Annotated in this window: 8 protein-coding genes; all 8 read right to left on the bottom strand. The window is 44.9% G+C overall.

Annotated elements, in window-relative coordinates:
- Positions 1-146: 146 nt before the first annotated feature.
- The 8 genes from clpA to JMY03_RS10280 all read right to left on the bottom strand — a co-directional run bounded on the left by clpA (position 147) and on the right by JMY03_RS10280 (position 12151).
- The gene (gene clpA / locus JMY03_RS10315) at positions 147-2717 is read right to left on the bottom strand and encodes an ATP-dependent Clp protease ATP-binding subunit ClpA (protein WP_201603553.1); all 2571 of its coding nucleotides are present in this window, start codon (positions 2715-2717) and stop codon (positions 147-149) included.
- A 540-nt stretch (positions 2718-3257) separates the two neighbouring features.
- Complete coding sequence (locus JMY03_RS10310; RefSeq protein WP_390880263.1) at positions 3258-3677, bottom strand: ATP-dependent Clp protease adaptor ClpS; 420 nt, start codon at positions 3675-3677, stop codon at positions 3258-3260.
- A 111-nt stretch (positions 3678-3788) separates the two neighbouring features.
- A complete protein-coding gene (locus tag JMY03_RS10305; protein ID WP_201603552.1) occupies positions 3789-4745 on the bottom strand; it encodes a hypothetical protein in 957 nt (318 codons plus the stop codon).
- A 607-nt stretch (positions 4746-5352) separates the two neighbouring features.
- Positions 5353-6420 (bottom strand): N-acetyl-gamma-glutamyl-phosphate reductase, encoded by a 1068-nt coding sequence (gene argC / locus JMY03_RS10300; protein ID WP_201603551.1) that lies wholly within the window; start codon positions 6418-6420, stop codon positions 5353-5355.
- Positions 6421-6486: 66 nt separating this feature from the next.
- Entirely contained in the window at positions 6487-7623 is a 1137-nt protein-coding gene (gene hemE, locus JMY03_RS10295) for a uroporphyrinogen decarboxylase (RefSeq protein WP_201603549.1), read from the bottom strand.
- 163 nt (positions 7624-7786) lie between these two features.
- Positions 7787-8959: a glutamate 5-kinase gene (proB, locus tag JMY03_RS10290; RefSeq protein ID WP_025647055.1), complete on the bottom strand. Its 1173-nt coding sequence runs from the start codon at positions 8957-8959 to the stop codon at positions 7787-7789.
- Positions 8960-9240: 281 nt separating this feature from the next.
- Positions 9241-10464 (bottom strand): Obg family GTPase CgtA, encoded by a 1224-nt coding sequence (cgtA, locus tag JMY03_RS10285; RefSeq protein ID WP_201603547.1) that lies wholly within the window; start codon positions 10462-10464, stop codon positions 9241-9243.
- Positions 10465-10711: 247 nt separating this feature from the next.
- On the bottom strand, positions 10712-12151 hold the full coding sequence (locus tag JMY03_RS10280) for a glyceraldehyde-3-phosphate dehydrogenase (RefSeq protein WP_201603546.1): 1440 nt from the start codon (positions 12149-12151) through the stop codon (positions 10712-10714).
- Positions 12152-12346 lie beyond the last annotated feature (195 nt).

The raw sequence follows: 12346 nt of genomic DNA, 5'->3' as shown, positions 1-12346 counted from the left end.
TAGCGAGGGTAACAAAAATAACGGTTGTTTTTCATTAGACTTTTAAAATAAATTGAGCAAACAAATTAGCTCAAACGAGAATAAGTGCATAAAAAAACGACTACCTCTATAGATAGAGATAGTCGTTATAGTAACCAAAGATCATATTAACTAGCGACAGATTCAGAATCTGAGCGCGGCTCATGAGTCTCAACGACTGTCAAAAGTATACGGCTGTCGTCTGAACTATTTGCTTTGCGGCTGCTCTTATCAAGATCTACCGACTCTGTCGTCTGCTCCTCTTCCGGTGCTAAAGTGAGCTGCACAACCCCGCCATTTACCAAATCACCGAACAAGATCATACTGGCAAGCGGTTTTTTAATCTCATCTTGAATGAGGCGCTGCATAGGGCGTGCGCCCATCAGACGATCATAGCCTTTATCCGCTAGATAATCACGTACTTCGTCATCAATCTCAAGAGTGACTTGTTTGTCATCGAGCTGGACTTGTAGCTCAACCAAGAACTTATCAACCACTGAGGTGACAACTGAAGGCTCTAACGCGTTGAACTGAATAATCGCATCTAAGCGGTTACGAAACTCTGGAGTAAACACCCGCTTAAGCGCTTCAGTATTATCACGGCTATGGTCTTGCTCCGTGAAACCCATAGATGAGCGGCTAATACTCTCAGCGCCCACGTTAGTGGTCATGATGATGATAACTTGTTTAAAGACTGCCACACGGCCATTATTGTCTGTCAAAGTACCATGATCCATCACTTGCAGTAGCAAGTTAAAGACATCAGGATGCGCCTTTTCAATCTCATCAAGCAACAACACACAGTGCGGATGCTGATTGATCTTTTCAGTCAATAAGCCGCCCTGATCAAAACCAACATAGCCTGGAGGTGCACCAATCAGACGAGAGGCTGTATGCGCTTCCATATACTCACTCATATCGAAACGGACCAGCTCAACGCCCAGCAAATTAGCCAATTGGCGCGAAACTTCGGTTTTACCCACCCCAGTAGGCCCTGCAAACATAAAGGAGCCGATAGGCTTGTCTGGCGCTTTAAGACCGGCACGCGATAGTTTGATCGCATCCGCTAGGTTTTCAATCGCTTCGTTTTGACCAAAGACGAGATGTTTAAGGTCACGATCTAAATGCTCAAGGATACTCTTGTCATCGGTAGAGACAGACTTAGGCGGAATACGAGCTAGTTTTGCGATAATCGCTTCGATATCAGCCACATCGATTTTAATCGGTGCTTTTTGTGCCTTATTAGAGCCAGCATAATCAAAATCAGTAGCTTGCTGAGCATTTGTATGAGTCTGCGACTTATCATCCGACTTCGCTAATGCTGCTTGCTCACTCATCTCGTTATCAGTGTCGTCTTCAAGACTGGCGTCGATATCATCATAATCGGTATCATCGATGTCTTGTTCGAGATCGGCGATAAAGCTCTCTTCTGCTTTGATGTCTTCGGCATCAGGAATCACGCCCAAACGCTTGTACGCACCCGCTTCGTCGATAACGTCGATCGCTTTGTCTGGCAAGAAACGCTCATGAATATGCTTAGAGGACAGCTCTACTGCGCTAACTAAAGCCTCGTCAGTATATTCGACATTATGAAACTCTTCATAACGCGGTTTTAGACCGCGTAAGATATCAATACTGTCGTCTACGCTAGGCTCTTTGACATCGATCTTTTGGAAACGACGCGAGAGTGCATGATCCTTTTCGAACACTTGACGATATTCTGTAAAGGTCGTGGAACCAACACAGCGCAGCTCGCCATTGGCTAACGCCGGCTTGATCAGATTAGAGACGTCCATATTGCTACTCATAGAGGAGCCAGCACCGATAATCATGTGAATCTCATCGATAAACAAGATGGCATTTGGCTTTTTCTTGAGCGCATCAAGCAATGACTTCATACGTTTCTCAAAGTCGCCGCGATACTTAGTACCAGCAATTAGCGAACCGATATCTAAACTATAAATCACGCAGCCGTTGAGTGGTTTGGGCGCTTTATCATTGATAATTAACCAAGCTAAACCTTCAGCAATGGAGGTTTTACCCACGCCAGGCTCACCGACTAACAGCGGGTTGTTTTTGCGGCGGCGGCATAATACTTGGGCAGTGCGCTCAATCTCTAGGGCACGGCCAATGAGTGGATCTGTCTTGCCTTCAGCGGCGCGCTGATTAAGGTTAGTAGCAAACTCCACTAGAGGATCTTTACTGGTCTTCTCTTGAGCACTACGGCGCTCGCCCGTCATAGAAGAGCGCGACTCCGCAGGCTCGTCTTTGTCTTGACCGTGCGAGAGATATTGAGTCAGCTCCAAGCGGCTGATGCCTTGTTTTTTGAGCAAATAGACAGCGTAAGTATCATGCTCTGAGAACATAGAAACTAAAATATCTGACCCTTCAACCAAACGGCCACCGCCAATAGACTGCACATGAAAAATAGCTCGCTGCAAGATACGATCGAAGCTTTGAGTCGGCTGCGGAGACTGCTCTAGATCGACATCTACCGTTGGCGTATGCTTATTAATATAAGTTTCAAGCTCTGTACGCAAGCTTGAGATATTAGCATTGCAGGCTGTCAGTGTGTTGGCCGCGTGAGTGTTCTCAAGCAGCGCTAGTAGTAAGTGCTCAACAGTGAGATACTCATGCGATTTTTGGCGCGCAAGCGTCATTGCTAAACGTAAAGAAACTTCAAGATGACGACTTAACATAACGAATTCCTACGGTTGTATAACTCTTTATAATTGAATAGCTTAACTGATAAATTAGGGCGATATGGTGAATGTTCAAGCGCAAATATCAGGGTTATGACTGGATAATAGCTCTTATTCATTACAGACTGAGTATTTCATCAGCGTTTATTCATATCAACATGATAGCCATAGATAGTCAATCTTTTAACAACGACTAAAATGTATCAAGGCATATAAGCTCTAAGATAAACGCGTGAACAAGCATACGATCACCAGCCGATTGAATGCTGACTAATGAGATTGAAGGTGATAATAAATTGAAGAGAATGACAGTTTAAATAAGATAAAATACAAAGCTGTAGCAGCGATAGCTGAATGAAAGGCTGTAGTAACGATATAAGTGCAGCCCTTATAAACTATATAGGGCTGCCTATCATAAAAATCAAGTGATAAAACAAGGAGATAATATAAAAAGGGCTCTGCAATGGCCTTATAAAAATAATGGCAAATGAGTCGATTAATCGTTTATTTGTAAAAAGACTTAAACTCGATTATGACTTATTCGCCTTGATGCGGCTCGATTTGTGTGAGTAGCGGATAACCTTCACGATGCGCTAAGCTATTGACCTTTTTGGCTTTTGTTTCAGCAATATCTTTAGGATAGATACCGGCTATTCCTTTACTAGTATTATGAATCGTCAACATGATTTGTACCGCAGAATCGACGTTATGCTTAAACTCTGATTGCAGCACATAGACCACAAACTCCATAGGCGTATAGTTGTCATTGTACATCACCACCGCATACATAGGCGGCTTAGCGACCTCAGGCTCAGCCACCAATACATCGGCTTGCGGCGCGCCTTGGGTATCTGGGTCATCATCTTGCGCACGGATCCCTGCCGGCATACTAGGCAAATGCCAATCCATTACCGTTGGCTCACTGTTTTTAGCGATTGATAATTGAGGTGTCATCATAATAACTTCATAATAATATTAAGATAAAAATGTAAAGACCAGCTACCAGTTACTTCTTGTAGCTAGACTCATACTAGATAATTTAAGGTGTCAGGGAGTTAAGGCGTGCGCCTATATAGGAGACTGATCCACTTCTGGCAGATCTATCAAAGACAGCGGCATACTATCTACTCGATCTCCTAGCGTCCAGTCATATAGCTGCTCAACTTCTTGACCGTCTGCTGTTAGTACAAGCTTAACTTGTAATGGTTCAAAGTTGTTAGGCATGACAAAGCGGCCACGAATACGAGTAATCCCTTTGAGCAAATAACTTGCCGAATCTAAGGGAACTTCCACGAAATCATCGTCGTTCAGTAACATCAAAGTGGCATTCAAACGTTTTGCCTGACCGTCTTCGCTGAGCATAGCGACATCAAAACCAAACTCAAAAGCGTCTTCTGGTAGTGGCTCAATTTTAGCCCCTAGTACTTGCAGCGGTAGGCCACCTTCTTCACTGAGAGCCGCAGCATAAACCTCGTTAAGCTGATTAAGCTGCTTGTTTTCGAGACTAAGCTCTTTTTGATTCTCACGCAGCTCATCCAAGTTATTTAAGCTGATGGTCAGCTCTTGCTTAGCTACCGCAACTTGATTGCTCAGCTCCTTATAACTTGCTCGCATCTCCTCTAACTCTTGCACGGTCATCTGGGTACTGTTGATTGCTTGTTTATTCTGCACTTCTAGAGCATGGTAGCCACGCTTGTAACCCAAGCTATGGCCTAAAGCTAACCCTACTATCACCGTAAGCAGGATGGCTGCTGCAAACAACGCTAATATCCAAGACGCAGCCCCTGCTTGTTTGCTTTTAAAACCAGTACCATAAAGCTGCTTACTGCCCGAAGCTGTTATAGCGCTACGCTTCAATGGATAATCATCCACTTTTATTTGCTGTGCCTCGCTCATTAATGGCTGAGCGTCGTCATTGCTAGTGGTCTGCTGCGCTGTCAAGCCTGATTTAAGAGACAGTAAATCGTCCTGATAAGGCAAAGGTACTGGCGGCAAGCGTAAGCAAATAGCAGTCTTAGTACGCATCTGGACAGTATCTCTTAAGAGGAAAGGCAAGACATTATAACGGAATTTATGGGCAATACCTAGCATCGCCCTGTAAGCCAAATGAATCAATAGTCAACATCCTTGGTAAGATTATTGTCAGCCTCAGTCATTGTTAGACTTCATATTGTTAGACTTCATAAAGGTAAGTTTATCCCTAACTTATAGCGTCAGTAATTAGCTTTATCAATTTACATTAGTAATCATGCCTTTTCACTGAATTTTTGGCTTAATTACTAGGGCGTGTTGAACATTCACAAGAAGGCACTGCTGATAGCTGCTAGTTAATCAAAACTGTGTTCTAGTCGTCGGGAAAATTGCAGGTAATGCTCATTGCATTGGCTAACTGATTTTATTTAAACAGTCACAACGACTAGGGCGATTTTAGCATTAGCCCTCACTCTAACAACAGGGACAGGACTCTTTTTTGCCGCTTTATTGATAAAAACTGACGTATAGAGTGACTATACTTACAATTTTTATCTGCAAATCGTCTAAAAAATAGTCTCTGTCAGTGCCACGGTCGAATGTTCAACACGCCCTAATATAAAAAAATTACTACGATAGACATTACTGCGATAAAAACCTATCAAGGGACAATCGGCGCTGCGTTAAGGCCCATTGATTCCTCAAACCCAAACATCACATTCATGTTTTGTACGGCCTGCCCTGCTGCACCTTTGACTAAATTATCTTGAACCACCAATACTGTCAGCTCACGGCGCTCATTGTCTTGATAGATCGCGATACGCAAACGGTTGCTGGCGCGTACACTACGCGTGTCAGGATATACACCAGTCGGCAATACATCAATAAAAGTCTCACCGTTATAGCTACTCTCAAACTCCTGCTGCCAATCGATAGCAGCACCTGACTCAGTCAGCTCTAAATGAATAGAGCTGAACATACCGCGTATCATAGGTACTAAGTGCGGTAAAAAGCGGATGCGCTGCGTGAATTGACTCGCTAATAGCTGCTCCACCCCTTGCTCAATCTCAGGCAAATGACGATGTCCTGTCACTCCGTACGCCTTAAAATTATCAGTGGTTTCGGCATAATTTAGCGCCAGACTCGCTTGGCGACCTGCACCTGAGACCCCAGACTTAGCATCGATTACGATACGAGACTCTATCAAACGCTCATTTTGCTGATTTTGCAAGGCGATAATCGGTTTTAAACCTAAAATAGCCGTTGTCGGATAGCAGCCTGGATTTCCTACTAGCATCGCATCAGCTAATTTATCACGGTTGATCTCTGGTAGGCCATAAACTGCGCTTTTGAGCAGGTCAGGACACGCGTGTGATTGCTTATACCATTTTTCAAACTCCGCTAAAGACTGCAAACGAAAGTCAGCGGCTAGGTCGACGACTTTAATACCAGACGCGGTTAAAGCTTCGGCCTGCTGCATCGCTACGCCATGCGGGGTAGCAAAAAATACCACGTCGCACTTTTGCAGCGCTGCAAGCGTATCTTCACCTAGATCACTAAAGACAATATCTGATATCCCGCGCAAGCTTGGAAAAATCTCATCAGCGCGAGTGCCCGCTTCACTTCGTGAGGTCAATAGATCAATAGACACCTTAGGATGGGCAGATAATAAGCGAATAAGCTCAATACCTGTATACCCTGTACCACCGACAATCGCTGCTGAAATCATAACTTATCCTTTTTTAAAACTTAATGCCGCTCTCAATACCAAACTCATACCTTCTAAACTTAGCGTCTAAATCTGGTAGTCATGCACGGCATCGACAAAGACTTTTGCATTGTCAGGGTTAACCCACTGAGTAATACCATGGCCTAAATTGGCAATATACCCTGTCTTGTCACCACCAGCATAAGCGCCATCTAGCATCAGCTTAACCTCGCTGCGGATACTCTCTGGAGAGCCATATAAAGTCGCAGGATCCAGATTACCCTGAATAGCCTTACTGCCTTGCAAGGTTTTATGGCGCTTAGTCAAATCACGCTGACTCTCAGTCAATACTTGGCGAGCACGGTCGAGTGGCATAGTCCAGTCTAACCCTAACGCATCCGCGGCGCTATCGGCTTGCACATCGAGCCATAGACCGCCGCCTTTGGTAAATAGTACCACAGGCACATCTGGATGACGCTGCTTTAACTCCGCGACAATGCGCTTATTATAAGCATGCGAGAAGTCGATAAATTGACGATGGCCTAGCGCCCCGCCCCAGCTATCAAATATCTGTAAGACTTGCGCGCCAGCGACGACTTGGGCATCTAAGTAATCAATGACTGCTATCGCTAGCTTGTCTAACAACTGATGCAAAAACTCAGGGTTACTATACAAAAAGCCTTTGGTATAGCGATAGTCTTTTGAGCTACCACCCTCAATCATATAAGTCGCTAGTGTCCAAGGACTACCTGAAAAACCGAACAACGGCACTTGACCATTGAGCTCTTTACGGATGCTAGTCACAGCGCGCATCACGTAATCCAAAGAGTCATTGACATCTAAGGTTGGCAAACGATCAAGATCGGCTTGCTGGCGAATAGGATGCTTAAATTTAGGACCTTCGCCCGTTTCAAAATACAAGCCTAAGCCCATAGCGTCCGGAATCGTCAAGATATCACTAAACAAAATAGCCGCATCTAAATCCATACGACGCAGGGGCTGCATAGTAACTTCTGTCGCACGCGCCGTATCTCTACATAAGCTCATAAAGTCGCCCGCTTCCGCGCGGGTTGCTTTATACTCTGGCAAATAACGACCTGCTTGACGCATCATCCATACTGGAGTGGTATCTATCGGCTCAAAACGCATGGCGCGCAGCAATCTGTCGTTTTTTAGGGGTGCAAATTCGTGCTTAGGCGAACGGCTATTGTCTGAAACACTCATTGACAAATCTCCAAAGTAGAAATAGGTATTATTATAAAATTTTATTGTCGCCTAAGTGGTAAAGCAAATACCAAGTAGCTCAACAAAAACGTTAAACTTAAGGCAGGTTATACTATCGCTAACCTGCCCTACAAAAAATCAAATATGATGTATTAATCAAACATTATGAAGTTAAAGCTAAATTGTCGCGGTGCACCATAACTATACGCTCATCTTTATCACCAAGAATCTTGTCAAACTGCTCAGTACGCTCACGTGCTACGCGCTGAGCTTCATGTGAAGAAAAGTTGACTTGGCCAACCGCTATTCGCTCATTGGTATCTTGATGCACGATTTCGACGACATCACCCTCATCAAAACCACCACGTACCTCTACCACCCCAACGGGTAATAAGCTGCGATTTTGCTCAACGAGTGCTTTAGCTGCGCCAGCATCAACGATTAAACTACCCGCCATACGTAGATGCGCGGCAAGCCACTGTTTACGAGCGATGATTTTGTCCGCTTCATTGGTAGTCAATAAAGTCCCTAACGCCTCGCCTGAGACCACACGAGTAATCACATCATCAATGGCACCGCTGACGATCACAGTTGGGCAACCGCCCATGGCTGCAAGACGCCCTGCGCGAATCTTCGTCAGCATACCGCCGCGCCCAAGTTTGCCGCCATCACCAGCGATGTCAAACAAATAATCAGCCATCGCTCGCTCTTGACGGATCATCTTCGCATCGGGATTGTCGCGCGGGTTATCGGTAAACACCCCGTCTTGATCGGTTAAGATGATGTATAGATCAGCATTGACTAAGGCCGCTGACATCGCCCCTAAAGTATCGTTGTCACCGAATTTAATCTCATCAATGGTGATCGTATCATTCTCATTAATGACCGGTAGTACGCGCCACTCTAACAACTGAGTTAAAGCGCCGCCAGTATTCAAATAACGGCTACGGTTAGATAGATCATCATGAGTTAGTAGTAGCTGCGCGCTTTGGACGCCATGCTGAATCAGCGCTGACCACCAAGTTTCGATCAAACCCATCTGACCGATAGAAGCGCAAGCTTGTAGTGCCATAAGCTTCTTGGGACGCTCTTCTAGATTCATCCGTACTACGCCTTCAGCCACAGCACCTGATGACACCAGTAACACTTCCATACCTTGATTATGCAGTTTGGCAATCTGTTTTGCCCAACCATAGATAGCAGTTCGATCAAGCCCGCGACCATTATTGGTCAATAACGATGAGCCGATCTTGACAATAACGCGCTGAATATCAAAGTTGCGGGATTGTTTAATAAACCTTGCTTCTTCTGTCGTTTGTTCGCTGTCAACTGCCATAAAAAACTCCTTTCTATGAATGGTGCTTAGGGAATGGTGCCTAGGGATTGGTACTTATATTATTGGTACTTGTATTAATATTTACATCACGCTGTTAAAGTTTTTGAGAAAAGTGACTACTCAAATCCTTTAGCGCTAAATCTAACACGTTTACTCCTTAGTGTTGAGCACTGTTGTATCAGAATCTATCAACTCACCAGTTAGTGAACCGATATATGATTATCGGCGCATTTATGGCTGTTGTCTTTATGACTAGTGTATTTGTGGCTATCGCATCTTAGTTAAGGAACATAAACCACTTCTACGCCGTCATCGTCGTCATCATCAAAGTCAGTTAGATTCTCACCATTAATATCAGTTCCTTCACGCTGCGCTTTACGAGCGGCTCGGTAAGCTTCGCGCTGTGCTTCAGTGTTGCGGCGCACCTCACTCTCTAAACGCTCAAAGCGCTCGGCTTGCTCTTCAGCAAAAATAGGATCCTCGAACTCACGTTCGCGCTCGCGCTCGATCTCATTCATCAGATGATACTTAACCGCGTCGACGCCTTCGCCGGTAAGGGTTGAGGTACGAAACACAATACCCGTCCAGCCAAGCTCAGCGACGATATGTGTACACAGCTCATTGAGCTCAGTCTCGTCTACGATCTGATCGATTTTATTGAGCACTAAAATTTGCGGTAAGTTGGCCAGCTCCGGTGAAAAACGCTCGAGCTCATTTAAGATGACATTAGCGTTCTCAACAGGATCACTACCATCAATCGGCTGAATATCTACGATGTGTAATAGTCGGCGCGTACGGGCCACATGCTTTAAAAAGCGAATACCAAGCCCTGCCCCGTCTGAAGCGCCTTCAATCAGACCCGGAATATCTGCCATCACAAAGGAGCGATGACGACCGATATCAACTACCCCTAAATTCGGCACTAATGTGGTGAAAGGATAATCAGCAACTTTTGGTGTAGCGGCAGAGACCTGACGGATAAAGGTAGACTTACCGGCATTAGGCAGACCGACTAAACCGACATCAGCCACTACTTTTAGCTCGAACTTAAGTACCTTTAGCTCACCTTCAAAACCTGAGGTCGCTTTACGCGGAGCTTGGTTGGTTGAGCTCTTAAAGTGGGTATTACCCAAACCGCCATCACCACCTTTGGCGATCAGTAGAGTTTGATCCACTTCGGTCAAATCGCCAATGACTTCATCAGTTTCAGTGTCAATGATAGTCGTCCCAATAGGGACTGGCAAGTAGATATCGTCAGAGCCTTTGCCGGCGCAGTTCTTGCTATGGCCGTTCTCACCACGCTTGGCATCATGGCGGCGAGTATAACGATAATCCACTAAAGTGTTGGTGTTGTCGTTAGCGATGACATAAACATCGCCGCCTTTACCACCATCACCACCATCAGGACCACCACGAGGGACGTATTTTTCTCGGCGGAAACTGGCGATTCCGTTACCACCGTCACCTGCCTTTACCGTTACGACGGCTTCATCAATAAATCGCATGTTACCTTCCTTAATTTACTATTGTAGTACTGCTAAATATAAATACTGCTAAACGTCTTGGCCATTCACAGCCTACTGCTCAGGTCCAATCATACACTATAAGGTTATAAACCATAATACCAACAACACCCGATAACCAATGCGACTATCGGGTGTCTTATAGGCGACCTGATATAGCTTAACAACGATGCTTATTCGTTATGATTCACTATTATCTGACAGCCTGACCAGTCTACGCAAGCAAGCGTTACGCTGGAATTTGCGTGTAGCTGATACCAGCCATCTGCGCTGCTACGCGTAAGACTTGGGTGCTGTAACCGACTTCATTATCATACCAAATATAAACCGTAGCATGATTATCAGTAACGATAGTCGCTTGTGCATCAACGATACCCACATGCTTAGTCCCCACAAAATCGGTAGAAACAGCTTCGGTAGAGTCCGTATAAGCAATTTGTGCTTGCCAAGTGCTGCTATTGGCCATATCACGTAGGAAGTGGTTAAGAGCGTCAGCATCTTTTGGCGCAGTTTTTAAATTCAGATTTAAGATCGCTAAGCTGACGTTTGGCGTCGGTACACGAATGGCATTACCAGTCAATTTACCGCTAAGCTCTGGTAAAGCTTTACCCACAGCTTTTGCCGCGCCAGTACTGGTGATTACCATGTTCAGTACCGCACTACGACCACGGCGATCAGATTTATGATAGTTATCAATCAAGTTTTGATCATTGGTAAAGGAGTGAATAGTCTCGACATGACCGTTCTCGATGCCGTACTCATCGTTTAACACTTTGAGCGTCGGAGTAATGGCGTTAGTCGTACAGCTTGCCGCACTGACGATTTTGTCATCGCCAATAGTGTCGCTATTTACCGCATAAACGACGTTTTTGATATCGCCGCCGGCAGGAGCTGTTAGTAGTACCTTTCGTACGCCTTTAGACTGTAAGTGCTTACCTAAGCCGTCTTCGTCTTTCCAGATACCCGTATTATCAATAACCAATGCGTTGTCGATACCATAAGCGGTATAGTCAATCTCACTTGGGTCTTTGGCATAGATGACCTGAACAAAACGACCATTGATTAAGATGCCGTTATTGGCTTCATCAACGCTCACACTACCGGTAAAGCCGCCGTGGATAGAGTCGCGCTCAAGCAGCGAAGCACGCTTAGCTAGATCGCCTGCAGGTGCAGGGCGCACGACAATAGCTTTTAGCTGTAAGCCTTTAGCACTTGAGGCCTGCGCTAATAACAAACGCGTGAGGATACGGCCAATACGGCCAAACCCGTAGAGCACAACGTCAGTTGCATCGTTAGTCGCTCCATTAGCACTAGTCCCTTGTAGCGCTTGTTGTACATCGCTGTCACTAGCGATAAGCTGACCGACATCTACGCTTGCTGCAGTCACATCGCTTTGTGCTAATGTTTTTACGATGGCTAGCGTATCAGCAATAGCCACTGCTTGACCACTAGTATTGCGAGTCGCCGTCTTTTGATGTAGCGCTAATATTTGCCCTACTGAGCTGGTATCTAATGTCTCACCAAATAAAGTGACTTGTACATCTTGCTCATTATAAAGGGTATTGAGTACACCCATCAGCTCAATCGCTTGTTGCTCTTGGTTATTATATTGGCTTAACTGGTCTTGATGTAATTGGCGTAAGGTATCAGCATTGCTCACAGGAAGCATCCTTATAATCAGTAAATGAATAGTCAGTAAATAAAAAACAATAAAAAAGAGGTAGAAAATGTTCGTTGATTATCCTTTGGTAAGCGCTACAAATAATAGCGGAATCAAAGGCAATAAATGGCGTAGATTTTAGCCTAAAACGCTTAGTTTTGCCAGTAATAACCGTTTTACCCAAAACAACATAACCTAGTCGCT

The sequence above is a fragment of the Psychrobacter submarinus genome (genome assembly GCF_904846685.1).
In the GTDB taxonomy this organism is placed as follows: Bacteria; Pseudomonadota; Gammaproteobacteria; order Pseudomonadales; family Moraxellaceae; genus Psychrobacter; species Psychrobacter submarinus.
This window is presented reverse-complemented; position numbering and strand designations above follow the sequence as displayed.

Coding starts and splice junctions, on each gene's coding strand:
- JMY03_RS10305 (WP_201603552.1), bottom strand. CDS start 4,745: ATGCGTACTAAGACTGCTATTTGCTTACGCTTGCCGCCAGTACCTTTG.
- argC (WP_201603551.1), bottom strand. CDS start 6,420: ATGATTTCAGCAGCGATTGTCGGTGGTACAGGGTATACAGGTATTGAG.
- hemE (WP_201603549.1), bottom strand. CDS start 7,623: ATGAGTGTTTCAGACAATAGCCGTTCGCCTAAGCACGAATTTGCACCC.
- JMY03_RS10280 (WP_201603546.1), bottom strand. CDS start 12,151: ATGCTTCCTGTGAGCAATGCTGATACCTTACGCCAATTACATCAAGAC.
- cgtA (WP_201603547.1), bottom strand. CDS start 10,464: ATGCGATTTATTGATGAAGCCGTCGTAACGGTAAAGGCAGGTGACGGT.
- proB (WP_025647055.1), bottom strand. CDS start 8,959: ATGGCAGTTGACAGCGAACAAACGACAGAAGAAGCAAGGTTTATTAAA.
- clpA (WP_201603553.1), bottom strand. CDS start 2,717: ATGTTAAGTCGTCATCTTGAAGTTTCTTTACGTTTAGCAATGACGCTT.
- JMY03_RS10310 (WP_390880263.1), bottom strand. CDS start 3,677: ATGATGACACCTCAATTATCAATCGCTAAAAACAGTGAGCCAACGGTA.